The sequence below is a fragment of the Prosthecobacter fusiformis genome (assembly GCF_004364345.1).
GTDB lineage: Bacteria > Verrucomicrobiota > Verrucomicrobiia > Verrucomicrobiales > Verrucomicrobiaceae > Prosthecobacter > Prosthecobacter fusiformis.
The window spans coordinates 1186658-1212392 of record NZ_SOCA01000001.1 but is presented as its reverse complement, the minus strand read 5'-3'; the positions used below and the strand labels follow the sequence as shown (position 1 = coordinate 1212392).

Annotated in this window: 18 protein-coding genes; 7 read left to right on the top strand and 11 right to left on the bottom strand. The window is 58.1% G+C overall.

Annotated elements, in window-relative coordinates:
- Window positions 1–2: 2 nt before the first annotated feature.
- The 5 genes from EI77_RS04780 to EI77_RS04760 all read right to left on the bottom strand — a co-directional run bounded on the left by EI77_RS04780 (window position 3) and on the right by EI77_RS04760 (window position 5297).
- The gene (locus EI77_RS04780; RefSeq protein WP_208300264.1) at window positions 3–1403 is read right to left on the bottom strand and encodes a DUF2851 family protein; all 1401 of its coding nucleotides are present in this window, start codon (window positions 1401–1403) and stop codon (window positions 3–5) included.
- A 27-nt stretch (window positions 1404–1430) separates the two neighbouring features.
- A complete protein-coding gene (locus EI77_RS04775; protein ID WP_133793596.1) occupies window positions 1431–2090 on the bottom strand; it encodes an HAD family hydrolase in 660 nt (219 codons plus the stop codon).
- Window positions 2091–2163: 73 nt separating this feature from the next.
- Entirely contained in the window at window positions 2164–3492 is a 1329-nt protein-coding gene (locus tag EI77_RS04770) for an ABC transporter permease (RefSeq protein ID WP_133793595.1), read from the bottom strand.
- Between the two features lie 9 nt (window positions 3493–3501).
- A complete protein-coding gene (locus EI77_RS04765) occupies window positions 3502–4788 on the bottom strand; it encodes an ABC transporter permease (RefSeq protein WP_133793594.1) in 1287 nt (428 codons plus the stop codon).
- A 77-nt stretch (window positions 4789–4865) separates the two neighbouring features.
- Window positions 4866–5297 carry a type II secretion system protein gene (locus tag EI77_RS04760; RefSeq protein WP_208300263.1) on the bottom strand — a complete coding sequence of 144 codons (432 nt, stop codon included), beginning with the start codon at window positions 5295–5297 and terminating at the stop codon, window positions 4866–4868.
- 258 nt (window positions 5298–5555) lie between these two features.
- On the opposite strand from EI77_RS04760, the gene EI77_RS04755 reads away from it, so the two are divergent.
- The 3 genes from EI77_RS04755 (at window position 5556) to EI77_RS04745 (ending at window position 13026) form a co-directional block, all read left to right on the top strand.
- Entirely contained in the window at window positions 5556–11765 is a 6210-nt protein-coding gene (locus EI77_RS04755) for a tetratricopeptide repeat protein (RefSeq protein ID WP_166647039.1), read from the top strand.
- Window positions 11766–11845: 80 nt separating this feature from the next.
- A complete protein-coding gene (locus EI77_RS04750; protein WP_133793591.1) occupies window positions 11846–12352 on the top strand; it encodes a hypothetical protein in 507 nt (168 codons plus the stop codon).
- Between the two features lie 35 nt (window positions 12353–12387).
- Window positions 12388–13026, top strand: a complete 639-nt coding sequence (locus EI77_RS04745; protein WP_133793590.1) for a thermonuclease family protein — start codon at window positions 12388–12390, stop codon at window positions 13024–13026.
- Window positions 13027–13040: 14 nt separating this feature from the next.
- On the opposite strand, the gene lexA is transcribed toward EI77_RS04745, so the two are convergent.
- Window positions 13041–13670, bottom strand: a complete 630-nt coding sequence (lexA, locus tag EI77_RS04740; RefSeq protein WP_133793589.1) for a transcriptional repressor LexA — start codon at window positions 13668–13670, stop codon at window positions 13041–13043.
- A 209-nt stretch (window positions 13671–13879) separates the two neighbouring features.
- Here lexA and EI77_RS04730 point away from each other — a divergent pair, with 209 nt between their 5' ends.
- Together EI77_RS04730 and bioF are read left to right on the top strand one after the other, a co-directional pair.
- Window positions 13880–14593 (top strand): tetratricopeptide repeat protein, encoded by a 714-nt coding sequence (locus EI77_RS04730; protein ID WP_166647038.1) that lies wholly within the window; start codon window positions 13880–13882, stop codon window positions 14591–14593.
- Complete coding sequence (gene bioF, locus EI77_RS04725; protein ID WP_133793586.1) at window positions 14590–15753, top strand: 8-amino-7-oxononanoate synthase; 1164 nt, start codon at window positions 14590–14592, stop codon at window positions 15751–15753. Before EI77_RS04730 ends, bioF begins: the two co-directional genes overlap by 4 nt.
- Here the strand turns inward: bioF and EI77_RS04720 are convergent.
- From EI77_RS04720 to EI77_RS04710, 3 genes are read right to left on the bottom strand one after another with little or no spacing between them, the layout of a single operon-like run.
- Window positions 15707–16207 (bottom strand): hypothetical protein, encoded by a 501-nt coding sequence (locus EI77_RS04720; protein ID WP_133793585.1) that lies wholly within the window; start codon window positions 16205–16207, stop codon window positions 15707–15709. The genes bioF and EI77_RS04720 overlap by 47 nt on opposite strands.
- Window positions 16208–16254: 47 nt before the next feature.
- Window positions 16255–17958, bottom strand: coding sequence for a sialate O-acetylesterase (locus tag EI77_RS04715; protein ID WP_133793584.1), 1704 nt, complete (start codon window positions 17956–17958; stop codon window positions 16255–16257).
- Between the two features lie 49 nt (window positions 17959–18007).
- A complete protein-coding gene (locus tag EI77_RS04710; RefSeq protein WP_133793583.1) occupies window positions 18008–21697 on the bottom strand; it encodes a c-type cytochrome domain-containing protein in 3690 nt (1229 codons plus the stop codon).
- Here EI77_RS04710 and EI77_RS04705 point away from each other — a divergent pair.
- A complete protein-coding gene (locus EI77_RS04705; RefSeq protein WP_166647037.1) occupies window positions 21696–21920 on the top strand; it encodes an addiction module protein in 225 nt (74 codons plus the stop codon). The two genes, EI77_RS04710 and EI77_RS04705, sit on opposite strands and share 2 nt — an antisense overlap.
- On the top strand, window positions 21917–22231 hold the full coding sequence (locus EI77_RS04700; RefSeq protein ID WP_133793581.1) for a type II toxin-antitoxin system RelE/ParE family toxin: 315 nt from the start codon (window positions 21917–21919) through the stop codon (window positions 22229–22231). Before EI77_RS04705 ends, EI77_RS04700 begins: the two co-directional genes overlap by 4 nt.
- Here the strand turns inward: EI77_RS04700 and EI77_RS04695 are convergent.
- On the bottom strand, window positions 22228–24426 hold the full coding sequence (locus tag EI77_RS04695; RefSeq protein WP_133793580.1) for a DUF1553 domain-containing protein: 2199 nt from the start codon (window positions 24424–24426) through the stop codon (window positions 22228–22230). The two genes, EI77_RS04700 and EI77_RS04695, sit on opposite strands and share 4 nt — an antisense overlap.
- A 15-nt stretch (window positions 24427–24441) precedes the next feature.
- Window positions 24442–25695, bottom strand: coding sequence for a hypothetical protein (locus tag EI77_RS04690; protein WP_133793579.1), 1254 nt, complete (start codon window positions 25693–25695; stop codon window positions 24442–24444).
- Window positions 25696–25735 lie beyond the last annotated feature (40 nt).

Genomic DNA, 25735 nt, shown 5'->3' with positions numbered 1-25735 from the left:
CCTCAAGACCAGTCTTTGAGGCGCTCTGGAAACGGGCAGTCGGCGCAGGCTGAATCATCTTGCAGGCAGAAGTCCTCGTAGATTTGCAGCAGCCCCTGATGGTGATGCAGTTTCTTTTGGAACTCAGTACCCTGCGGGCTGTCACCAAATAACCGTTGAACTGCCCTGCGCACCTTTTGGTTATCCAGGAGAGCAGGCAGCTCCAGATACTCTGCCCATAGACGTGTGCGCTCAGGCATGAGTAAAGGGTAGGCGACATTGGCCAGCATTTCCTGCACGCGCGTTTCACCGATGAGTGCCAGCGGCTTGGCAGCCCCCTCTGCCAATAAGGTGTAATGGGTGGACCAGAAGTCGTGCTTTAAGGAAAGCAGGGTCTCTCTCCAGCCTTCCTGGGACCAACGGCCTGCATCCAGCAGCGGTGCAGACACCTGGGGCCATTGCTTCAGCATCGCGGCCAGGGCACCCAGCCTGCGTTGTGGGTGATTGCCCGGACGGATGGCGGCGAGCTTCCAGCGCAGAGCCTGCTGGGGCAGCAACCAGCGTTGGGAGGCATCCCTTTGTTTCCACCAGCTTTCCCACAGCTCGCGCAGGTAGGCGCGTGTCTCTGGCAGGGTGTCTTCGTAACGCACGCTTTCCAGAAAACCGCTGACGCCGAAGAGTAAGGATTCACGCTCAGCCGGAGGCAGCTTTTGCAACCGCTTCACCGGCAGGCGCTGCGCCAGGATATTGAATGGCTGCTGGTTGTTCCTGTAGCCCAGCGCCTGGGCCAGAGCTTGATAAACAGCCTGCTCGCGTCCATGCGCCGCCACACAGCGATGCAGGCGCAGGCTTTTTTTCTCCAGCCGGTGTTGGGCGGCGGATTCCAGCAGGGACTGCACGCGCTCTGTTTCCATCTCACGCAGGGGCGCATGGCAACGGCCTAACCGAGCTGCCGCTAGGCCAAGGTTGGGTTTGGCCTGATCCGGCAAAGACGCCGGATTCAACTGGACCTGCACGATTTCGCGATGCTCGCAGTTACGGGTAAAAAAGCGCTCCAGCGGGGCATCCATAAACAGGTGCAGCACGACCTTCGTATAGTCCTGATTGGCTCCATGCGCATGGCGCTCCCAGTCGCGTGCATCCGGGTCCAGTTCGATATCCCCGCGCAGTTTCTGTCCTCCCACTTCCACGGTGCAGCCTGTAAAGTCAGGTCCGGCGCTGGAGTTCCAGATTCCGAAGTCAACGATACGGACGGCTTTCCCATCCACACTGGTGAACTGGCTGCCAAATGAGCCGCCGAACCAAAGGCTCTGCAAATCCAGCTCGCTCATCGGCTGGCTGTATCCAGGAAGGGTGATCTCCTCCAGCCCCATATACACGGACTCGCGAAAGCGTGTGTAACGCGCCGCGAGAGGCAGGTTCAAGGCTGAAAGGTCAGGATTGGCCATGGGTCATTTTTCCACAAGCTCCTGAAGGGACACCTCGGCCAGGGATCCCACCCGGCGCAAGGCTCCTTCAAAATTCAGATGCCGTGTCATGGGGCCTGGGACGACGATGCAGCGCATCTCCGCCGCCTTGGCCGCCCGCAGTCCGTTGAGGGAGTCTTCAAAAACGAGGATGTGCTCCGGCTCCACTCCCATCCGGTCCGCAGCATGCAGAAACAGGCTGGGGTCAGGCTTAACCTTGCCCGTATCATCCAAGGTGGTCAGGTGATGGAAATAGGGGCGCAGTCCAAGCTGCTCGATCCACCCACCGACCCATGACAGAGGGCTGCTGCTCGCCACTGCGCAAGGCAGACCCAGCGCACGGGCTTCTTCCAGTCGGTCAATCACGCCCGGCAGGGTGACTAGGGAGGTGCGAAGCTCCGTCTCCCGCACCCTTCGGCCCTCTTCCAGTTCTTCCCATAGCAGGGCTTTCCCCATCAGCGCATCCAGATCCCGGCGCGGGTCATAGAGATCATTGAATTCTGTGCCGATCGCTTGGGCATAAATTTCCACCGGCAGATCATGGCCATGCTTTGCATAGAGTTCATGCCATGTCTGGTAGCCGACACTTTCTGTGTCCACGATCAGTCCGTCGAAGTCAAAAAGGATGGCGCGAATGGGAGGCATCCGTTGACTATGGAGTACTGAAGAAGCCTGGGCAAAACAAGAATCCACTTCTTGAGCGGTCGTTGTTTTATTCTCAGTCCCGCAGCGCCACGGCAGGGTCCACACGTGCCGCGAACCACGCCGGAATCAGGGCAGCGAGCAGGCAGAGGATGATGGCCAGACCACAAATAAAGGCCAGATCTACGAACTGGATATGGGAAGGAATTTCACTGAGGAAATACATTTCCTGGGGGAAGAAGTCCCGCCCGGTTATCTCGGACATCAAGTCGCGCAGGTCATTGCGGAAATGGAGCACGAGCATGCCGCCGATAATGCCAAGGATGATGCCGCAAATGGCAACGACCCCTGCCTGGACGAGGAAGATGGTTACGATCTGAAGTGCACGGCTGCCAAGCGCGGTCAAAATGCCAATCTCCCGTCGCTTTTGTACGGTGACGGTGATGGTGGTGTTCATCACACAAATGGCGGCCACGAGCATGATGAAAAACAGCAGAAAGTACATGAGGGACTGCTGATTTTCCACGGACTGGAGCTTAGCCCCGTGGGTGTTGCTCCAGGTACGGATGTTCCAATCCATGGGCAGACTGGAGTCGTCGAAAAGCTGCTGGGCGAAGGTCTCGGCTTGGTCAGGATCTGTAATTTCCACTTCAATGCCTGTGACATCGTCTTCGAGATTGAAGAGCTCCTGGGCGACAAAGAGGGGCGCGTAGCAGCGATCTCCCGCCGTATCCGCGCGGAGAATGGCCACGACTGTCAGATCACGCGGCAGGACGACGATCTCGTCCCGCACCGCTTCGGCTTCTTTCGGGTCGGTGGTTTCCTCAGCTGTCCGCATTTCGCCAATCATTTGGCGGATGGTTTCGGAGGCGAGAATGGAGAGGACATCACCGACTCTGACGCCGAGTTTATCAGCGAGTTTGTCGGTGAGCACGATGTTGTCGTTCTTGAGGTTAAGCTCTCCTTCTAAAAGGTGCTGACCGAGCTTTTTGAGAAGGCCATTTTCAGGTTCATCGCGGAGGCCAAAAAGTTCTGCGCCTTCGGGGTCCGAAGCGCCGTTACGGGCAGCGATCATGCCTTCAGCCATGGGTGTGGCGGAGACGACCCCCGGGCGCTGTTTCATCTGTTTGAGCACATCACGCCAGTTGGAGCGTTCAGGCTCAGGAGCACCTTCAGGTAGTTCGCCAGTATAGCGGGCATCCTGAGTCAGGATGATGTGGGGTTCAAACCCGAGGATGAGCTGTTTGAACTCGACTTGCCAGCCTTTGAAGATGGACATGACGACGACGAGCACGCCGACACCCAGCATGACCCCCAGGACCGAGATGAGGGAGATGATGGAAACCAGGGACCGCTTGGGTCGCAGGTAGCGCAGGGCAAGGAAGAAAGGAGCGTTGGAAAACATGGGATGATTTCAGTCTCTCAAAGCTTCGGCAGGTTCCATGCGGGTGGCGAACCAGGCCGGGAGAAAGCCGGCGACGATGCAAAGGGCGACGGAGATAAGACAGGTCAGGGCCACGTCCATGGGCTGGATATACGCAGGAATGGTGGAGAGAAAGACACCCTCCACAGCATGTACTTGGCCTCCGGTGGCCATCGTGAGAAGCTGGCGGATGTCATTGCGCAACCACAGGACAAGCAGGCTGCCGATGAGGCCTAGACCCGTGCCGATGACCCCAACGACGACGGCCTGGAGCAAGAACACGCTGACGATCTGCCCTGGCTGGCTGCCGAGCGCGGCCAGGACACCGATTTCGCGGCGCTTTTGGGTCGTGACGGTGATGGTGGTATTCATCACGGAAAAAGCGGCGACAAGGGCGATGATGGAGAGCACGAACTGCATCATGATCTGCTCATTCTGCATGGCGGCCAGCCGGGATTCCCCAGCATCGGTCCAGAGTGTATATTTCCAGCCGGGAAGGCGCGGTTCCAAGGTGCGGGTGAAATCTTTAGCACTCTGAGGATCGCGGATTTCGATGGCGATGCCGGTGACTTCCTGACCTAACTGGAAGAGCTTTTGCCCTGTCTGCATGGAGACGTAGCCGTTGTAACCGCCCGTCTCCGCACGCAGGACTCCGGAGATGCGCAGGGGTTGGGGATTCAGTTTGATCTGATCCCGGATGGCTTTCTTTTTTTCCGGGGAATCCTCTTCATTCGCTTCCCCGTATTGGCGCACGGCCAGATTCACATTCTGCGAGGCATAGACGCTGATCTCATCCCCCAAACGGACACCGAGCTGCTGGGCATGGTAATCGGAAATAACGATGGTGCCTTCCAGCAGATCCAGGCTGCCGTCCATGAGATGAGGGGTGAGCTTGGCCAGATTGGCCTGCCCGTCTTCCTTGGAAAGTCCCAGGACCTGGGTACCCGTCTGGTAATCATCACGGGCCATGTAAAGAATACCGCCTGCATAGGGTGCTGCGGAAAGGGTGCCTGCCTGTGCTTTGGCGAGCTTCAGCGCCTCCTGCCACGGGGGGGCGTTTTCGGCAGCGTTGTCTTTTGCCACCAGCACATGCGGCTCCGCCCCCATGAGGGTATCCCGGAAGTCCACTTCCACCCCGAGCATGACGGCGCGGACAACGACCATCATGAGTACACCTACCGCCACTCCTAGGATGGAGATCGTCGTGATCACCGATACAAAGGAGCGCTTCGGACGCAGATAACGGAGTGCTAAAAAGAGAGAGGCGCGGTTCACCATGGCCGCGGCTACTTTGGAGTCCTGTGCGGAAAGGTCAAAGAGTCTCCTTGATTGCTTCTGCGGGGATATTGTGACGGTCAGCCCTGGCTGTTTTGAGGGGTTTCTCCATCCTCGCTTTGCAGGTTACCTTTATAGAAGACCTGACCCTCTTCGATGCTCATGTAATTGGCGGCTCCTTCCAGTTCTTCCTCCCCCAAGCCGGAAACACGGAAGGTGCGGCCTTTGAGGGTGCCTTTTTTGATGGTGATGCCTGCGGACAGTTTACGGGCGATTTCCAGGCTGGTCGTGGTTTCTTCCACCAAGTTTATCCCCGCCGCATCGATTGCCTGGCAGAGCGTGCAAATACTCTGGGCATTCTTTTGGTCACGAGCCTGACGGAAGTCGTCGGTTTGTTTCCCATACCACGGCAAGGCAATACTCACCATGATGCCCAGGACCGCCATGGTCATCAGCATTTCGATCAAGCTGAAGCCAGGTTGAGAAGGGTTAGCTGGATGTGCAGTATTCATCTCCAGTGCAGGTGCGCGGATATAGTATGGAAATTCCGCGCACCCCTCAACCCGAAATTCTATAAAAACGAGATTCATGGTGGTTTAGTATTATTACAATTGAGAAATCGTGATCTAAAATGGTTTTGGGCTTTTCATTGGCGTGCTGAAATGACCTCCATTTCCGCAGTTAGCCTTTTACCTTCTGCATGAACATGGAGCGTGGTATGCTCGTATGTGTCTAGGCCCATGCAGGTTTCCTCATCATATCCACGCCCGATGCGCCATCTTCTGTTGGTGGGGTTCCTGGTTGCATGTTTGCTGGGCAGATTAGGGGCGCAGGAGCCTCCTAAATCCTGGGGAGAGCGCGAAACACGACTGGCAAATGAATACCTGTCGTTGCTAGTCAGTCAGCCGGACTATGGACGTGTCGTGGATCTCCTGTGGGGACTTTATGAAAAACACGGTGCCACTCCGCTGCTGCTGGAAAACATTTCCGCACAGGCGGAGGCGACACGGCATCCCACGGTTCTACTAGTGCAGGGGCATCTCTACCGGCGGGCAGGAGATTTGAAAAAAGCGGCTGAACTTTACGATGAAGTGCTCAAGGCACAGCCCAAAAATTTCCGAGCTCTGCGTGCCCGTGCGGATGTGGCGAGCGAGCAGGCTGATCCTGGTCTGGCCTATACTCTGATGCGTCGCTGGGCGGAGGGCATGGAGGCTGGGGACCCGGCGCTGCCACAGGCCTGGATTGAGGTAGGCACCCTGGCTCTCGGCTCTGGGGAAATGGAAGCGGCTGCCAAAGCCTGGGAGGAGGCGGCACGCCTGCGGCCTGGGGATACAGAGATGGCCCGGCAGGTAGCTGAACTGCTTTTGCGTGCGGGTTTTCCAGCTCGTGCAGCCACTTTTTATAGCGCTCTTGCTGAGCAAGCAGACCCGCAAAAAAGGCTGGACGCCCTGTATGATTTGGCGCGAATTTTAGAGCATGCTGATGAATTTGCCAAAGCGGACAACGCCTTGCTGAAGGGGCTGGCTTTGCTGGATTTTCGTGATGGGCGTTACCTGGAGTTTTTCCGCCGACGGGTGCGCCTTCATGAGCGATTTGGGAATCTGGATGATCTGCGCGGGCAACTGCAAAAAGCAGCCGGTCAAAAACCCGTCAGCGAACAGGCCTGGCGGGATCTGGCACGGTTTTATGAGATCACGGTGGATCTGGATGAGCATCTGGCAGCCCTGCGGGTGTTGGTGAAAGAGCTTCCCCAGGTGGATGATTATCGCTGGGAACTGGTGCGGGCGCTGCTGGATCATGATGGTGCTGCCGAGGCGGCCCAATTGCTGGATGAGCGAATGAAAGCAGATGGCGGAGACCTGCCTGCCATTGTCTTCCTGCGCTGTGAGGCGGATCTGCGCCAGGGGAAACCAGCGGAGGCCACGGCCCGTCTCAAGCAACTTCTTGAGGCCCAAGGACAGAGCGAGGAGGTCGAAAAACAGGCCTTTAATTTTGCCCAAAACCGCGCGCTGGATGCAGTGATCGAGCTGATCCTGAAGAGCCGGGTGGAACGCGAACCTTCCAAGGCGGAAGCCCTCTTTGAACTGGCCGGCTTTTACCGGGCACGCTCGGACACGGCCAAGGCGGAGGCGCTGCTGCGGGAGTTCACTGAACAGGCACCCTCACCGGAGGAAAAACAACGCCGCCTCAATGATTCTGCGGCTTTCATGGCTTCAGGCAATGATCTGGACAGCGCCATTATCCTGGCCCGCGAGGCGGCGGGAAAACCTGCTGCCGGGAGGGAAGAGTGGCTGCGGCTGGCGGATCTGCTGGCTGAGCATGGCGACGGGGCTGAGGCGGCGGAACTGTTGGAAAAAGCCTGGAATGCCAGCACCACGGATGAGGACCGTCTGGATGTGGATGAAAGGCTTTTCTCTGTTCTGATGGGGGATCAGAAAACAGAATCTCGTCGAGTGCAGGGCACGGCGGGGGAATTCCGCCTGCCTGATGCCTTTACTGGCCGTGGTTTCGCCAGTGGGGCCACGGAGGAACCTGTTGAAAGCGTCCTGCCGGAAGCGGTGATGGAGAGAGCCCGGCGCTTTTTCGTCCCAGTGGATGAGAATAAGTCCAAGCAATCCATCCTTACAGCTTCCAGCCTAGACCATGAAGTCTTCCGTGCTGCTTGGTGGGCTCTGCGCACTGAACTGCTGGATGAGGCTTATCAGATGTTGTTGCGGTTGCAGACGGATCCTGCCACGGGACGGCTTCGTGAGATTTCTCTGGAAGCCGAGAAGATGCTCCTGGACCTGGCCATCACAGATAAAAACAAGGCGCTGGCGATGCGTGTGCTGAAGCGTCTGATGCAGCGGGATGTGCCTAACAAGGTGCGCTACACGCTGCGCCTGAGTGAGCTGCTGATGGAAACTGAACAGGCGTCCGTGGCCGCTTCTCAAAACAGCCGGTGGCGCAGTAGCGGCCCGACTCCTTTGCTGGCCACCGAGGCTACGCGCTTGCTGGAGCAAGCGTATCGGGAAATGCCGGAATCCGACCAGCTTCTCTCCGCACTTACCCAGACCTATACCATTCAGCGGCGGATGGATGATGCGCTGAAACTTTGGAAAGAGGCGGTCAAAAAGGCCAGTGGTAGTGCCGCTATACCCTTGCTGGAAAGGTATGCGGATCTGCTCCTGCGCCAGATGAAGCTGGAGGAGTATGTGCAGGTGCAACTGGAGATCGTGGAACGTGAAACGGATGTGAAACGCCGCCGCGATGCCTTCCGGCGCTTTGCTGACCGTTTGTTCTGGTCCGCCGATGGTGGGGAACTGCCAGCAGAACTGGCGAAGGAGCGCCTGCAAATGTTACAAAAGGCGCTGACGGAGCAGACTCGCAAACACCCCTTCGACGGGTTTTATCATGAGGCTCTGGCCGTGGTCTTTGAGCGGGACGGGGATGATGCAGGGGCCTTTAAGTCCATGAAGCAGGCGTATTACACGTCTCCAGAAACGCCCTTTTCGTTAGGCCAGTTGCGGGAGGCGGCCTTGCGCGTGTCTGACCTGAAGTCGGCCATTTATTTCCAGAAGCAGATCGCTGCTAGGGCGTCCGGGGCCGAGCTTGCGGCGGAATCGCGAAGGCTGGTGGAATTGCTGGAGCAGACCTTCCAGATCGAGGAAGCTGACCGGGTGCGTCGGCGCCTGGAGAGCCGGTTTTCCCAAGATGTGGTGGCATTGGAAAACCTAGCCGAGCACTATAAAACGACGGGTCAGGACGAGGCGGAAAGGCGGGTTTACGAGCAGGTGGCCCGGGTACGTCCCTGGGATGCGCGTTCCCAGCTTAGGATTGCGCTTAAATGCCTGCGGCTGGCGGACGATGCGGCAGCGGACCGATATTTGAGGGAAATTTTGACCCGCACCCAGGGCCAGGCTTACCATGTGCAAGGGGTGAGTCCGGAGCGGCTGCCCTTGCCTTTGTCTGATGTCAGAAAAACGGGCTCACCCGGTCCGGTCACGGAGATCACAGGGTTGCTGGACACGGTTCCTGGGCTGGACAATTCAGAGATGAGCCGCTTGCGTGCGTTTTTGAATCTGCAGAGGCCTGAGTTTAGCGAATTACCGGAGCCTGTTGAGCTTGTCCGGCTGCGGGTCATCGAGGAACTGGCACGGCTGCGGGTCCAGCAGAAGGATGAGGTGGCCCTCCAGCAATGGCGGATGGAGTGGAGTAACCCTCAGCGCGCTCCGGTGGAGCGTTTGTGGGCTCTCTATTATGCGGGTGCCGGGTCGGAGTTTCGCAGTCTGTTACGGCAGACCCTGAAGGATGCGCGGACACTCGAAGCAAGTTTCTGCCTGGCGTGGCTGACCCTCCGCTCTCATGGCATGACGGATGCCATTGCCTGGGCACGCCAGTCGGCGCTGGACAGTCCGGTACTGGAGGAAAGAAAGCGCCTGTTGCTGGCGGTGGTAGCCATGCTGGGGGATCTGGACACTTTTCGTTACGCCAAAGGGGAACTGACGGAGCTAGGGGCTGCGCGTCTGCTGCAAAACACATCCACTCTGGAGATCACCCGCGACCTGCAAGACCAGCAACGTTATGCGGAAGGGCTGGAGCTGGGAGAGAGCCTGCGGCAAAATGCCACCTCCCTGGCGGATGACTATGCGCTCTTCCTGTCCCGCATTGCGGAATCCGCAGAGCGATGGGATTTGGCCCGTGAATATCTGGGCCAAGTGGTGCGCGGCCCGGTGAAGGCGGGTGCCTATCGGGGTACCTACGATCCATACCTTTACAGCCTCAGCATGGCCAACCGTCTGGCCACCTCCGAGCAGGAGCGTGAAGAAACGCTGCGTGCCGCCTGGAAGAGACTCCAGAGCACGCCGGATTCCTCCCTGACCCGGCTGCGTAAATCTGCGGTGGCAGGTCTGGCCGGAGCGCAGGATACTGCGGCTGAGGAACTGCGAGATTTCATCGCTGGAGACTTCTTGGGAGCCAGGCGGATGGGGGAATCCCAGGGGCTGCTGATGCCCCAGGGTTCCACCAGGCATGAGGAGGCCATGCATCTGCGCGGGCTATGGGAAGAGACACGTGAAATCCAGGCCAGCTTTGTGCAGCAGGGCCTCGGCGGCGTGGTGCAGAAGGCCAATGAAGGGCTTGTCGCCACCTGGGGATCGGTGGGACTCAGCTCGCGCACAGGCCAGGAGTTTACCGAATGGCGACTGGGCCACCTGACGCGGCAGCTCAGGGAGGTGGATTATCCGACACGCCTGCGGCTGATCCGGGAGTATCTAGTCAGTGTGGACATGAATATGGAGGTCTCCGTGGAGACGCTGAGCGAGCTGGGCGGCCGCCTGGAGTCCCAGGGCATGGCCCGTGAGGCCATTGAGGTTTACCGTCTCCTGCCAGGCCGTGCACCGGCGAATCCTGAATACGCGCAGTGGCTGATCCGGGCCAGTGAATCTGCCAAAGAAACTCAGATGGGGATTAAATTCACCCTGCAACTGATCCTTGCTGAGCCGCCCATGAAACCGCCGCAGCCGGGTGAGGAAGTGTTGCGTGAAAAGCATGCGTACTTTCTGGCGCAGGATTTCAATTTGGCCGAGCTTCGCCAGCGGGGATTTGACCCGCCAGACTCGCGCAATCTACAGGGGCGTATACCCCCTGAAGTCCCCTATTTGCGTGAACTGGCTTTGTTGCATGAGCGGTTAGGTCAGGACAAAGAAGCGCTGGAGGTCTGGAGCCGCCTGCATCAGTCTTTCACGGACAATGCTTCCAGGGGCATCGCTCCAGATGCGGAAAGCTGCCTGCATCAGGCCCGCCTCTTGCATCGACTCGGCCGGGATGAGGAGGCGCTAAAATCTCTGCGCACTGTACCCCTGACGGAAGCGGCTGGCGCGCAGGGGCGTGAGGTCCTGAAACTGCGTGCCGAGCTGGTGGCGGCAGCAGGAGGGTGGGACGAATTCCGCTCACTGATGGCCGTGGCGGTGGAAAGGAAATCCCTGGATGCCATTGCCCATCTGGCCGAGCTGCTGAAGAAGTATGACCGCGCGACTGAGGCGCTCAATTTCCTGACGCAAGGGGAGCGCAGCGTGCAGGCGGATGCGGACCGTTTTTCCTTGCGGATGGAACTCTTGAAACTGCTGGTCCAGGATCCTTCCTGGACTCCGGAGCGAGGACGCTCCCAGGTGGCATCTCTATTGCGAGTTCGCAGCCGGGACCGGGATGCATTGATACAATTTGTCGATTGGATGACGCAGCAGGCCAAAGGGGCGAATCAAAAAGCCTGGATACGCCTGCTGCGGGCAGAGGCACGCGCCGGGCTGGACCGGCCGCTGGCAGCACTGGCTTTGTGTGCACTGGCCACCGCGGAGATGCCTGAGAAGACCGGGGATGACATCGCCTCTGGTTGGGAGGCTGCGAAGGAGGGGGACCGGGTGTGTCTGGAATTAGGCGCTGAGGCTTTGCTGAAAAATGGACGTGCTCGCTGGGCCTGGGCTGCCTGCCTGACTTTGCAGGAACTGCCGACCCTGAGGCTGGATGGGCGCAGGCTGCCCATGATGGTCCGCGTGGCACACGCCATCGGGGAGCGCGCCTTGGTACAGGAATTCTTCTCCGAGGTCATCCGCAGGAGTGTCCCGGGGGGCGTGCAGCCGATTGAATGGGCGCAGGCTTTTGAGGATGTCGGCGAAGTCGGTCTGGCGCGGGAGCTTTACCAGGAGGCGCTGGCCAAGCTGGACGCAACCCAGAGCATGCAGCCGGATCTCAGCACGGGCTGGGTGCGCTTTTTAATCCGGCATCACGATTACGAGGCGGCGGAAATTTATCTCATGCGGGAAAGCTGGTCCCTGGTGAATGATTCGGCCAATCTGATTTTTGAGCTTTACCAAGCCTGGGATAAACTGGCATCTATAGAGGCGGAACTGCCAAAGTTTCACCTGCCCGCCGGGGTGAAGAAGGAGGCGCTCTTTCTCAGCCGCCGCGCACTGGGTCTGCCACCCCCCACCCCCCAGCCATGATTTTTCGTCCCTGCCTGTTGATTTTGCCATTTCTCCTGAGTGCGTGCTCCACGCCTGAAGAGAAAAAAACGCCCCCGCTCATGTCCCAGCGCATGTCGGACCGCATGGCGCAGTCCCGTAAGCGGATGGGGGACCAAAATGACCGGAGTGTCTTTGACAAGGCCATGCAGTCCAGTATCACCAAGAACAAAAGTTCTGGCGGCTGGATGGGAAAGAAAAACTTCAAATCCGGCCAGTATGCGGGCACGAAATCCTATGCTGGCCCGACAAGCTATAAAACGGAAAGCTTTTCTGGATCCAAGAACAAAAGCAGCATGGCCTCGCAGGGCTTTGCCCAGGCAGGTAAAACGGCGGATGTGGCGGATGATGCCTTTGAGACGAATACTAGCCGTTATGCGTCCCAGTCAGCTCGTGAAAGTAACCAGGCTTTTTCCGGTTCAGACGATGTATTCAAGACGGGGGCGGATCGGGATGCCCTCCGCAGCCAGAGGAAAAACGACCGGCCCAAGTTCATTGAACTGGAAGAACACCAGAGAACACCGGCCTATACGGAACAACAGGTGCGCCGCTTGCTTGGCCGCCAGTGAGGTGAGTGCTTCGCCCGTCTGGATGATTGATCTGCATGAGCCGCCGTCGCCGCCGCCGTCCACGTTCTTTTCCCTTTTCCTGGCTGGGCCTCATTCTCTTGCTAGCGCTCGGGGCGCAAGGCTGGCGGGAGGTGCAGAAGATACAAAATCCACCGGAACCCAGGTCCGGGCCGGCCACCAAGGTCTTCGAGGTCATGTATGGTGCACGCTTGAAGGATGACCGGAATAATGACGGGGATAGCTTCCGCATCCTTCATGACGGCAAGGAACACGTCTTGCGCCTTTACTTTGCCGATAGTCCGGAGAAACAACGGGACTCCTACAATGAGGAGCGTTTGCATGAGCAGGGACAGTATTTCGGCGGGCTCAGTGAGCCGCGCACGGTGGCTGTGGGGCAGCAGGCGCATGCCTTTGCGTATGACTGGCTGACCAACCGGCCATTTACGGTTTATACCAAATGGCAGGGGGTCTTTGGCAGCGGTCGTCACTATGCCTTCGTGGTCTTTCCAGATGGGGAAGACCTTTCCGCCAAGCTGGTGCGTGAGGGACTGGCCCGCATCCATACCACCGGCACGACCTTGCCGGATGGTCGCTCAGCCGCGCGCTATGAGCTGGAGTTGAAGCTCTTGGAAGAAGAAGCCCGCGCCGCCCGCCGGGGTGGCTGGGCGCAATGAAGCGAGCTGGCTCTTCAGTCCCTGCCGACCTGCCGGATCAGCGCCTGCATGACGCCCTGGATGATCAGCTCATTGGCAGGAATTAAATCTGGGAAGTCAGGATTTTCCGCCTGGAGATAGGGCCTGCCGTCTTTGATGAGGAAACGCTTCAGGGTCGTTTCTCCATCAATGAGCGCTGCCACGATGTCACGCGGCCGGGGTTCCTTGGTTTCCAGGATGACCATGTCCCCGTCACAGATGTTGGCTCCGATCATGGACTCGCCACGCACTTTGAGAGCAAAGGCCTTGGTGTTGCGGCTCAGGCCTAGTGTATGCACATCCACGGCGATGGAGCCATCCGCCTGCTGCTCCTGCGGACTGGCATATCCGGCCGGGATCATGCCGTAAAGTGGGATGTCCATGATCTCCGCTCGCTCCAGATCTTCAGGAAAGACGACGGCGCGGGCCTTGTTCGGGTGACGCTGGATGACGCCTTTTTTTTCCAAAGCCCGGAGGTGGCTCATGGCAGCCGTCTGACTTGAAAAACCAAAGTGCCGCTGAATGTCACGCGTACTAGGCATGACACCATTTTCCCGCTGATACTGACGCAGATACTCCAGCAGCTCGCGCTGGCGGTCGGTGAGCTTGGTGTTGAGATCGAACATGACAAAATTTGTTCGCCTGAACACTTCAATCTGTCAAGACGAGACGCAAGAAGTTTTATGGGAGCTTTTCAGCCAAGTTTCTTTCACATCCAAACACTTCTGTTGCATCGAACCTTTGCGTGTCCGCCATTTTGCATGAATCATTAAAAGTGCCTGTTCTCCACTCCATCCGCTTACTTTTATTCCTCACGGGTGCCGCGCTTAGCGCTATGGCCCAGGAACCAGTGGCTCCTGCCCCATCTCCTGCGCCCCCGACACCGGCTGCCGCTGCACCGGCCCCTGCTCCCGCAGTCACTTCTGCTCCCGCACCAGCTCCTTCGATTCCGACTGCCAATCTAGTGCCCCCAGGGACCATCGGCGGTCTGCCGGACCATACCACGGTGCTGGCTCAGAAAGCAGCGACTGCCTTTGGCGAGCAGAAATGGGAAGAAGCCCGTGCGGCTTATGAGGAAATGCTGAAACTCGATGAAAATAATGCGCTGGCCTGGGCCAATCTGGGCGCTGTGGAGCAGCAGGCGGGGAAGACGGCCGTGGCCCTGGAGTGCTTTGAAAAAGCTGTTCAGATCAACCCCAAGCTGGCCCAGTCCTGGAGCGCCCTCGGGCTTATCTATTCATCGGAAGGGGATACTTACCGCGCCATTTCCTGCTTCACACGTGCCATCCATGAGGAGCCGACCGATGCGCGCGCACACAATTATCTGGCCATTGCAGCGAAGAACTTGGGCTGGATCGATGCCGCTCAAAATGAACTGCAACGCGCCATCGAATTGAACCCTCAGTATGGCATTGCCAACTTCAATCTGGCTCTCCTGTACCTGGACCAGAAACCACCAGCTATCGAGCTGGCGAAGCGTCACTATGAAAAGGCCGTGTCACTGGGGGTGGAAAAGGACGAGATCGTGGAGCGGAGGCTGAAGGAGTGAGCTGGGAGATCCAGTCCCAACTGGATCAGCTCCGGAAAGACGGGCTGTGGCGGCAATTGCGGGTGATGGATTCACCCCAAAGTCCCGTGTTGGAGCATGAGGGGAAATCCTATCTCAATTTTTCTTCCAATGACTACTTGGGCCTGGCTCCATCATCGGAGTTAAAGGCCGCCCTGCTGGAGGGAGTTGCCCTTTTCGGCGCAGGCTCCGGTGCCTCACGTTTAGTGTGCGGCAGCATGCGGCCGCATGCGGACCTGGAGGAGGCATTGGCAGACTTTAAAAGTACAGAGGCGGCGCTTACTTTTTCCAGCGGCTTTGCTGTGCCGCTGGGTACTTTACCTGCGCTGCTGGGACCAGGGGATACGGTCATTTTGGACAAGCTCAGCCATGCCTGTTTGGTGGATGCGGCCCGGCTCAGCGGAGCGACGATGCGCATCTTTCCGCACAATCATCTGGATAAATTGGAGCGGCTTTTGCAAACGGCCCAGGGGCGTGTGCTCATCATCACGGAATCCATTTTCAGTATGGATGGGGATGCGGCTCCGCTGCGGGAAATCGTGGAGTTGAAGGAGCGCTACGGTGCCTGGTTGATGGTGGATGAGGCGCATGCCATTGGCGTTTTGGGGCCGCAGGGCAGGGGGCTGGCGGCGGCATTGGGATTGCAGGGGCGCATCGAGCTACAGATGGGAACGCTGAGCAAGGCCTTCGGTCTCAGTGGCGGATACCTGGCAGCCTCACGCTCGGTGGTCGATCTGCTGATCAACCGTGCACGCAGTTTCATCTATACGACGGCACCGCCGCCGGGTGTGGCGCATGCGGCCTTGAAGGCGCTGGAGATGATCCGTGGTGAAGACGGAGAACGCAGGCGGAGGACACTGCGGCGGTATGTGGAGCAGGTCGCGCCCCAGCAGGCCGCTTCTCAACAAAGCGCCATCATCCCCATCATCCTGGGAAATGAATCCGTGGCCATGGATGCCAGTGCGGCACTACGAGAGGCAGGAATCATGGTGCCTGCCATTCGTTATCCCACCGTGGCACGTGGCAGTGCACGGCTACGGGTCACCCTGTCAGCAGCCCACCTGCCGACGCAGGTGGAGACCCTTATTCAACAGCTTACGGTGTTGAACCTGGCTCAGCGCGCAGAAGCTGCTTGCCATTGAAGCGCTCCCCGGGATTGAAGAGCCAGCCTGGGGAGACGCTCTTCACCTCATAACGCTGGAGCACGAATTCCGGGAGGGCCAGATTGCTGTTTGGATCATAGACCCGGCGACCGGAGAAATAACCCCAGAGACGGTATTCACGGTTGTGATCACTGCCAAAGGCGGGGCCGTCTCCAGAAGGCATTTCTGAAAAGCGGTCCGGCTGTTTCATGAACTTCTCATTCATCATCACCAGCTTGGACTGGTCCCAGCTCTGCCCCGGACGGCGCACATATCCCCAGATGTGCGTGCGCTCGATATTGAAACGCCGGGCGACGTAATAATCCCCCGGTGCCTCCGCTGCGATCTCCAGGCGGCGGTAATCGATCTGCTGCTGGTGACGCGGACTCGTGGATTCACAAGCCGTGAGGAGCACGGCCAGGGCGAGCGAAAGAAGTGAGGCAAAGCGGGACATATGCAGCCGAGGGTGAAACACGAATGCCTATGCGCAAATGAAACCTCTCACGGAACCTTTTTCTTTGCGGCGTCCGCTTTGGCCTTTTGGGCAGCGGCGCGCTGGGCCTGGAGGGTGCGGATTTCTTCTTCGCGCTTCAGGGCCTGGGCCTGGAGGCCGTTTGGATTGGCCGGATCGGTGATCATTGGGAAGTCATCCGTGCGGAAAGGGGTCACGGGCAGGCCTTCAGCGGAATAGACATTGGCTACAGGATTGTCCGCCCAGGCGTAACGCACGGCCACCGGCTTGGCCACCTGCGGGCTGCTGACGGTGATCTGGTTGCCACGCGGAGTGCGCGGGCTGAGCTTGCTGTCTGGCAGGATCACAGCATCTGCCCATACCCACTTGCGATCTTCGCCACAGATGGCAAATCCGCGCACTTGATCCACATCCACGATGCGCAGCCCAGTTTCGGCATGGTCAAAGGTGAGGATGGCTTTGCCGTCGGCAAATTTGACGTCTTTATACGTGGGGCTGCTGTAAGGCATCTTTAGCCCGTAGTCCTTCACCAAAGCCCAGCGGGCCAAGCGCTCCGCCACGTCCACCTTGTTCTTGGGGTGGATGTCGTTGGACTCGCCAAGGTCGGTGATGACGCACTGGCCGGAATTGGCCACCTTGCTGAGGGAGAGGGTCTGTGCTTCACGCAGCTCGGCCCAGTCGCTATCGCCCGGTTCTGGGTTTTCGGCTTTGTAGTCGGCGAGCTGCACCCAATAAAAGGGGAAGTCTCCCTGCTTCCATTCTTTGCGCCAATGCTCGATCATGAAAGGGAATAGTTCCTGGTATTCCTTGGCGCGGGAGGCATTGCTTTCACCCTGGTACCAGATGACGCCTTTGATGCCGTAGCCGATGGTGGGGTGCAGCACGCCTGCATACAGGTTTCCAGGGCGGCCCTGGCCAGTCATGGCATTGCGGGGTGCGCGGCCCAGGGGAGCAGGCTGTGGAGTGCCGTTTTTGATGGCCTCTTTGCGGGCCAGAGCCCAGGCATCTGCCTTGGCTTTGTAGTCGGCCACTTGTTTGTCAAAGGCTTCCTGGGTGAAGGAGGCTTCAGTCGCCTTCCAGCGCTCGATGATGTCTTTGAAACGGGCGTCTTTTTCCAGCAGGTCCCGGCGCACCCAGGCCTCGCAGGCACTGCCGCCCCAAGCATTGTCGATCAGGCCCACGGGCACGCCCAGCATCTCATGCAGCACACGGCCATAATGATAACCGACGGCGGTAAATTGGCCGACGGTTTCAGGAGAGCACTCGGCCCACTGACCTTTGAAGTCATCCTGGATCTCCTGGGTACCTACCTGCGGCACGGAGATGAGGCGGATCTGCGGATACTTCGCCTGGGCGATGGTCAGATCCGCATCCCAGCTGCTGATGACATTGAAGCCCATATTCGACTGGCCAGAGCAAAGCCACACTTCACCCACGAGGATGTTTTTTAGCTCCTTGCCGGTCGTGCCCTGGATGGAAAGGGTGGCCGGTTTCGCACTGGCGGGGACGGCATCCAGTTTGACGGTCCATTTGCCATCGGCACCCGCTTTAGCAGTCTTGGTCTGGTCGGCAAATTTGACGGTGACTTCGGTTCCGGGGGTGTCCCAGCCCCAGATGGGATTGGCCTGCTTTTGCTGGAGCACCATGTGGTCGCCAATGATGGCGGGCAGGCGCAGCTCAGCTTGCAATGAAAGGGTGGAAAGGAAAAGCGTAAGGCTCAGGGCGAACTTCATGGAAAAGCAAGAACGTGGACATCCCTGGCTTCATTGCGAGGAAATGCTTTTATCGTGTGACCACACCTGCCGATTTGCGGATTTTTAACAGCACCGGAAAGCTGGTGGCCAGGCCGGAGCTGTCCTGCTCCGCCCGGGCTGAAGCCATGGCAGCATGGCAAAGGGGGTCCTGATCCTCCACCCACGGCGCGCAGCGGAAATAAATGGGCCGTTCGTTTTCCTTGGCCCGTACCTGGATACCGTTGAGGCCGATGTCATCAATGATGACGCCATGGGGCAGGTTGTGGACATCGAAGTTGATGAGGTCATCAAAGTTATTCCGCTCCACCCGGATCCATGCTTTGACGGTCTGCCCTGGCACAAGGGTGAGCTCCAGCGGGCTGGTTTCCTGCGTATCTTGGCGCATGACCGGTTTGCCATCTGCATCAGGCTCCAGATGAACGATGAATTTGGGTGCAGGACCGAGGGTGAGCTTGCCAAAGTTTGCCATGCGGTGAGTCACGGTTTTGCCTGCAATCTCCGCCGTGGCAGTGAGTGTGGCCTGGCTCCAGTCTGCATCCGATTTGGCCGTTGGCAGGGCGTGAATGCTGCCTGTGGCGAGAGTATGGCCGGCCTGGATCAGGATCGGCGAGGAGGCAAAGTAACCAGCGGGCACGTTGGCGATGTCCACCCGGATCGGGCCTTCGAAACCGTCTTGGCGTGTGGCTTCAACCGAGAAGCCAATGGAGGATCCGGCAGGAATGGCCATCACCTTATTCGTGCTGACAGCGAGTGTGAAATCCGGTGCTGGCTGGCGGACCGTGAGCGAATAGACAAACCGCTCCCCGCAAAGTCCGCGTGTATCGGTGACGCGGATCACATACCGGCCGTCCGCAGGTGCAGTGAAGGCCAAGCGTGAGTCACGGCCCAGTCTGCGCGTTCCTTCGTCATCGTTGGCGTGGTTCAAGGTGAAGACAGGGAGGCCGTTGGGCACCAGCTGTGTGCCTAACGGATGGGGGATGACCGTATAGCAGGCCTCATCCAGCGCATGACTGGTGGTGCTGGTATCGAAGTAGGAGCGGCGCTTGCCATCCGTGGCATAAAACAGGAAGCCGCTGTCCGGCCCGCGTGGCATGCGGAAGGTCTTCATGATGTCGCCATTGAAATAGACATATTCATTGAGATCCATCTCCTCCCAATTTTGCAGGCGGATGTCAGGGTTGTTGGCATCCACGCTGCGAAAATTGTTATAGCTGTCGCGAACCGACTGAAGCAGCAGGCGCGGCACGGGCTGGCCTTTTTCATCCAGCACTTGGATCTTGGTATCGGCTGGCGATCCAGCCATGGCGGCCAGGGTTTCGATGACCCAGGATTCTCCCTTCTTGGCCTCAAAGACAAAGTGATCGGCATCGCCTTGCGGGCCGTTTGAAAACAGGCTTGCATTCACTGTGCCGGGTGCGGAGATGGCCTGTGCATTTGTCACTTCATTGTTAGGCTCGGTCTCAGTCACCTGAGAAAGCATACTGACGTGCTGGCTGGGATTGACCCGGTAACGAATGTCACCAGCAGGGAGCGGGATAGGAAGCAGACCGGTGCTGCCGGGTTTGATCACAATGGGGGCGATGCTATCCAAATGATGGCCGATAAGTGTGACGGTAGATTCAATCTGAGCCGTGGACGAGAGTGGCTGCCAGCCGGTGACATAGGGCAGTGCACCCAAGGTGAGGCGGTAAAGATGCGTCGCGCTGCCGTCCAGTGTGGTGTTGCTGACGCGCACGAGGTAGCTGCCGTCGGCAGGTGCTTTCCAGGCGATGAATGGATCCGCGCCAGGATCCAGGCCGCGATTGAGCGCCAGCACGTTCAAAGATGGATCGAGGATCTCCAGGCGTGGTGACAAGGCCGTGCTGCCGACCTGCTGAACGGCAAGGTCAAAGACGAGTTCTTCCCCAGCCTTCACCGTGATCTGATAAACATCCTGCTGGCCGGTCTCAACCAATTTTCCCCACACGCTGGCGGGCAGTTGAGTGATGGCAAAGGGGCCTTCTTTAAAATGCTCAGGCATGCTGACCGTGGCGGGAAGGTCATCGGCATACAGCTTCATGCGGGCTGTTTCACCCTGTTGGGTGGTGATCCACACTTCGTAGGCACCCCGGGGAAGGGTGGCTGGTGCGGACGTCTTGATCCGTAATTGGTTAGGCTGGATGGAGGATTTGACAATGATGCCCTGGATATCTGGATGACTGAAGTGCACCTTTGGCTCCGCATCCAGGTTTTTTCCCTGGAGTGCCAGGGTGAAGCTGCCACCGCTGTGCAGTGCAGGCGTGATTATCCGGGTCAACTCTGGCTTGGGAGCCATTTTGGGTTTTGCCACACTGATCATTTTAGGCTTCGGTTCTGCGATAGCCTGCGGGACAGATTTGCCCGTGCTGGTGTCATACACACCCAGACTGCCATCCACCCGTCCGCTGTAGAGTTGACCCTTTTCAGCAAAGGCCAGGGCCGGGGACCAGTCGGACTGTTTTTCGAGAACCGATTTTTCAGTTAGGCTGGTGGCATCCCAGATCTTCATGGAGCGGTCCGTGGCACTGGAGGCTAATAAAATGCCATCGCGAGAAAGCGTGAGGCCGAGAATGCCGCCCTCATGGGCAAAGCGGGAGGTGCTGATGCTGTTGCTGCCTTCTTTGGCCGTGGCACTGATCTGCCAGACGCGGATGCGGCTGTCCATCCCCGCACCTAAAAGCTGTGTGCCATCAGCACTGAAGACGACAGCATTTTGCTCCTTCAACGGCTGCGAAAGCGTGTCCAGTCGTGCGCCATCAGGCATGGCCCACAGCTTCACCGTGCGGTCCGCACTTGCACTGGCTAGCACTTTGCCGTCAGGTCGAAAAGCGAGGCCATTGACGCTGCCGTTGTGACCCTTGAGGGCTTTGATTTCCGTGCCATTGGAGGCATCCCAAAGGCGAATCTTTTGATCATACCCACCTGTAGCGAGCATCTGCCCATCCGGAGATAGAGCCAGCGCGTAACAGGCATCGGTATGCCCGGCATAAGACAGCAGGGCGCTGCCATCAGCCGTCTTCCATGAGCGCACTTCACCCAGGATGCCCGCTTCACCGCCTGCGGCGTAAACCGTGGCTCCATCCGTGGAGAAGGCGAGAGCATTGACACGGCCTTTGAAGCCGGTGAGCTTTCGAATAACCGAACGTGTAACAGGATTCAGCAACTCCACCTCACCATAACGGCCTACAGCGATGAGCTTGGCAGCATCTGAAAACGCCATCGCCTGGATGGAGCGTTTGGGGGCGACTTTCGGCGCGATCTTGGGCGTGATGACTTCGCGGGGAGCGGCAGGTTTGTCCGCCATGACTGGCCCCAATGCCCCCGCATTAATCCAGGCTTTGATGAGCGCGATCTCCTCCGCCTTCAGCTTGTCGCGCTTGCCCGGCGGCATGAATTCGTTCTTACCACCGCGTCCTGAACGACCTTCGAGAAACTTCACCAGCAGACTGTCATCCGCCTTGCCTGCGACGATGGACACGCCTTCTTCCCCGCCCTTCATGAGGGCCGAAAAGGTATCCAACGCCAGCCCGCCATCCGCATCATCCGCCCCATGGCAATCCATGCAGTAGGCATCCCAAAGCGGCAGGATTTGTTTTTCATAGGAAATGGTTTCCTGGGCGTGAATCAGACCGGCAAAGGTTAATAGCGAAGAGGAAAGCAGTAGTTGAAACCTGCAAAATGAGGGGGAAGATATGCTCATGACTCTGGCTGACTTTCCACAGGTGCGCGCCTTGCCGGTGCGTGAGAAGCTTTTGATCGTGGATGAGATTTGGGCCTCAATGGCAGGAGCCGAGGCTGAACTGGAGATCACGGATGCGGAGAAATACGAACTCAATGAACGGTGGGCGCGGTTTGAAAGTGATCCATCGCGGGCACTTACATTAGAAGAATTCCAGTCACGCGTGAACGCTAAACGTGTATGAGGAAGTTGCGCATCCTTCCTGAAGTGACGGAGGATACGGCAGAAGCGGCCGAATGGTATGACCGTTGCGGAGGCAAAGCCCTTGGAGACCGCTTCCTTGATGTGTTTTACAGTTACCTCCCGAAGATTTTGCTGGATGCAGATATCCACAGGCCTGTTTACCGGCAGTTTAAGCGAATCCTCATCAAGCCCTTTCCTTATGCGGTCTATTTTCGCATTCATCAAGAATGGGTGGTTGTCACATTGGTCTGGCATACGGCAAGAAATCCGGAGAAATTGAAAGAGCTGCTGGATGGTCGCCAAAGATCCTAGTGATTAAACAAAAACTCCTTCGAACTCATCAGTGCCCAGAAGAGGTCTTCAAGGGTGGTGCGACGGTCGGCTTCGGGAGCGGTGGCGAGGAGTTCGACGGCCTTGGTTTTCTCCGCTGATGTGGGGGTGCGGGCGAGGGCAATGAGGTAGGCATCCTCAACCAGCTTTTCGTTAGGCTGGTTTGAACTGAGGAGCTGGTCCACGCGGTTGTCCTTGGTGGCGAGTTTGTCGTTCATCGTGTCGCCGTTGGCGATGTGAAGGGCCTGAGCCATGCTGGGCTCATTGGTGCGCTCGCATTCACAGGTGGCGATGCGGTCGGCACGGCCAAAGCTTTTCAAGAAGTAGCTGGCGATGTTGGAATCGGGAAGCTGCAAAGCGCGGAAGCCCATGGGATAAGAGGTCTTGGTGCCTTTGTTGGCATTGCGGCGGTCAATGTTAAACGTGGTCGGCACGGCGGTGACCTGCGCGACGGAATCCAGCAGGATCTCAGCCTTCAGACGGCGCGGGTAAAAATGACTGTAGTAACGGGTGTCTTTTTCATTCTGATAAATCGTCTCGCTGCTGCGCTGGTAAGTCTCGCTTTGCAGGATGACGCGCATGAGGGATTTGAGGTCGAACTTTTGGTTAACCAGATGTTCACAGGCGGCGTCGAGGAGCTTCTCGTTGCTGGCTGGATTGGTGATGCGAATGTCATCCACGGCCTCCACCAGGCCTACCCCGAAGAAGTTGGCCCAGACACGATTGGTGATGGTGCGCTTGAAAAGGCGATTGTCTGGCGAGGTAAGCCAGGTGGCCATGGGGATGCGGCGGTCCTCCGGTGCCGTTATGGAAACAGGCTCAGTGACTTCGAGCGGACGCGGCGGCTGGGGCTTACCGGTGAGAGGCTGCACAAGGTCGCCTTCTGTAGCGCTAAAGACCACACGTTCATCAGCGGTGGCACCGTTCTTGGTGCGAACACGGGAGAAGAGATTGGCAAAGGCGAAGTACTCGTCATTGGTCCACTTTTCGAGTGGATGATTGTGACACTTGGCGCAGTTCATGGCGGTGCCGAGAAAGGCCACGGAAACCGTTTCCGAAAGACGGGTTGGCTCATCGTGCAGCAGGAAGAAATTCCCGGCGCCATTTTCCAGCGTGCTGCCGGTGGCGGTGAGCAGATCACGAACCATGACGTCCCAAGGCGTATTGGCCGCCACGCGGCTGCGGATCCAATGGTAGTAGGCCCACATGCCCTCAGGGGTGAGCTTGTCACTATTGACCAAAAGTAGGTCGCTCCAGCGATGCGACCAGTAGTCCACAAACTCAGGCCGCGTGAGGAGTGATTCGATGAGGCGGTCCCTTTTGTTAGGCTTGGCATCGACCAGGAAGGCTCTCGTCTCCTCTGCGGTGGGCAGCACGCCGATGGTGTCCAGATGAGCGCGGCGGATGAATTCGCCATCGCTGCATTGCGCGGAAGGCGGGATGTTCAGTGCTCGCAGTTTTTCCAGTACCAGTTCATCCACAAAGTTGCGCGGCTTGAGCTGGGCGAACAGCGTCTCATCAGCAGATCCTTCCTGGGGCACGCTGACGATGGCGATGTCCAGCCGGCTGAGGTACCAGGCGCTGACCGTGCCTTCTCCAGTTCCCGTGACCTCAATGAGCCCCTGATCATTCACGGTGGCCACGCTGGCATTCACCGCATTGAACTTGGCCCAGCGCGTGACGTCTTCAGCGCGGCCATCGCTGAATTTGGCCATGACCTTGAGCTGCTGCTGGCTGCCCGGCTTGCTAACCAATTGTTTGGGGGTGACCTCCAACGAAACCAGACGTGCATCCTCCGCTTTCGGCCCAGGCGCGCCGTGTGCGATCCAGTCCACCAAAGTTTGGTAGGCCTCTGAGTCCATCTCGAAGCGCTTGTCACCTTTGTGCGGCACCGTCTTCACCGCTTTTAAAAGTAGCAGACTGCGGGCTGGATCATCGCCATTGATGCGACGGCCCATGGCCGAGCGCGTGACGGAAAGGTAGTCCCCCTCATCATCAAAGCCACGCAACGAAAGCCGGAATCCTCCCTGCCCCGCCGCTGCCCCATGGCAGGCCCCCATGTTGCAGCCGTATCGCGTCAGGATCGGCTGCACATCATTGCGGAATGAAGGCGGCTCGGCGGCGTGTAGGACAATGCTGAAGAAGCTAAGGAGCAGGCACTGACGGAGGAATTGCATCTTGGAATATTTTGGTTATGCTGCTCGCATGAAGACGGTTTCGGAACTTGCCGTAGCTGCAGCGAAGCTTTCGCTGGAGGAACAAAAGCTCTTGATAGAGCGGCTACGGTCTAACTTGGAAGCCCATGCGGATCCAGGCCCCCAACGTCCACGCATTTCGCGACTGGGGGCGGGCCAATGGTGGATGGCGGATGATTTTAATGATCCTCTGCCTGATGAGTTTTGGCTGGGAGAAGCTGCCAAGGCTGGTGAGGACAAAGAGTCAACACGATAAGGAAAGGGCATGGTGCTGTTCCGCGCGGTTTTTTTCGTGATGAAGAATCCGTGGATTCGAGGCTGCCTGAGCGCTTCCTGGTTCATAGCAGCCCGCCATTGGCCCATCAATACTTCAAGGCTCTCCTGGCGTGATTCTAAAGTGGGATCTGAACGAAGCACCCTACTCGCGACTGCAAGGGCCGCGGCACGGTCATGGTTGCCGCTCAAAAGAGCGTTCCAGGCGGAATGGCGCAGGAAGGTGATCGGCAGCCCATCGGGCAGAAGAGCCGGGGACGTTTTCCGCAACAGGAAATCCCGCAATTTCGACAAGGTAGCTTCATGCATCGCCAGCTCATCATACTCGGCCATCGCCAGGTCATCAGACGAATAAACTCCCTCCAACTCCGCAGACACCAGCCTATCGGAAGCATCGTTATAAATGGCATATCGAATCTTGCCAACGCGACCAGATATGGGCCGATAGCCCCAGAGCTCGACGTAACTACGCGCTGGCAGCAGATGAGTCATGTCTCCAATACCGCAGTATCTGTCATTATGAAGTGCCTGAGCACGATGCCACGTACTATCCGCCAGCTTCACTTCGAGCTTGAGACCCACCTCCCCCAAGTGGCCTGGAACTTCGAAGTCCAAGTTGGTGTCGTTAATCAGGACAACCGTTTGATGCCCCGACTGTAACGATTGACCTCCAGGCAAAACCCGCAGGCTGACCTTACCCTTCTCCCAGATGGCAGGGCTGCTGGCAGAATTCAGCGGCTGCGGATGCCAAGGTGCGATTATTAGGCAAGGCAGCCTGCCTTTGGGAATGGATTGCTCCTGAAGAAAGTTAGCCTGACTGATGCGGCCCTTGATCACGTACTGTCGGTAGTCCGCAGGAAATGGTGGCACGTTGCCAAACATTCCGTTCACCCAGGCCCCTAACAGGGCAGTCGCGACGATGAAAAAGCCAGCAATGACCCTTTCACGTTTGCGACCTGAACTGAGCTTTCTTGTCATGGCGAAGGGTAGCGGGCAGGCACAAAGGAAAGTGCCACCT

Coding starts and splice junctions, on each gene's coding strand:
- EI77_RS04710 (WP_133793583.1), bottom strand. CDS start 21,697: ATGAGCATATCTTCCCCCTCATTTTGCAGGTTTCAACTACTGCTTTCC.
- EI77_RS04715 (WP_133793584.1), bottom strand. CDS start 17,958: ATGAAGTTCGCCCTGAGCCTTACGCTTTTCCTTTCCACCCTTTCATTG.
- EI77_RS04730 (WP_166647038.1), top strand. CDS start 13,880: ATGGCCCAGGAACCAGTGGCTCCTGCCCCATCTCCTGCGCCCCCGACA.
- EI77_RS04720 (WP_133793585.1), bottom strand. CDS start 16,207: ATGTCCCGCTTTGCCTCACTTCTTTCGCTCGCCCTGGCCGTGCTCCTC.
- EI77_RS04775 (WP_133793596.1), bottom strand. CDS start 2,090: ATGCCTCCCATTCGCGCCATCCTTTTTGACTTCGACGGACTGATCGTG.
- EI77_RS04755 (WP_166647039.1), top strand. CDS start 5,556: ATGCGCCATCTTCTGTTGGTGGGGTTCCTGGTTGCATGTTTGCTGGGC.
- lexA (WP_133793589.1), bottom strand. CDS start 13,670: ATGTTCGATCTCAACACCAAGCTCACCGACCGCCAGCGCGAGCTGCTG.
- EI77_RS04745 (WP_133793590.1), top strand. CDS start 12,388: ATGAGCCGCCGTCGCCGCCGCCGTCCACGTTCTTTTCCCTTTTCCTGG.
- EI77_RS04750 (WP_133793591.1), top strand. CDS start 11,846: ATGTCCCAGCGCATGTCGGACCGCATGGCGCAGTCCCGTAAGCGGATG.
- EI77_RS04760 (WP_208300263.1), bottom strand. CDS start 5,297: ATGAATACTGCACATCCAGCTAACCCTTCTCAACCTGGCTTCAGCTTG.
- EI77_RS04765 (WP_133793594.1), bottom strand. CDS start 4,788: ATGGTGAACCGCGCCTCTCTCTTTTTAGCACTCCGTTATCTGCGTCCG.
- EI77_RS04695 (WP_133793580.1), bottom strand. CDS start 24,426: ATGCAATTCCTCCGTCAGTGCCTGCTCCTTAGCTTCTTCAGCATTGTC.
- EI77_RS04705 (WP_166647037.1), top strand. CDS start 21,696: ATGACTCTGGCTGACTTTCCACAGGTGCGCGCCTTGCCGGTGCGTGAG.
- EI77_RS04690 (WP_133793579.1), bottom strand. CDS start 25,695: ATGACAAGAAAGCTCAGTTCAGGTCGCAAACGTGAAAGGGTCATTGCT.
- EI77_RS04770 (WP_133793595.1), bottom strand. CDS start 3,492: ATGTTTTCCAACGCTCCTTTCTTCCTTGCCCTGCGCTACCTGCGACCC.
- EI77_RS04700 (WP_133793581.1), top strand. CDS start 21,917: ATGAGGAAGTTGCGCATCCTTCCTGAAGTGACGGAGGATACGGCAGAA.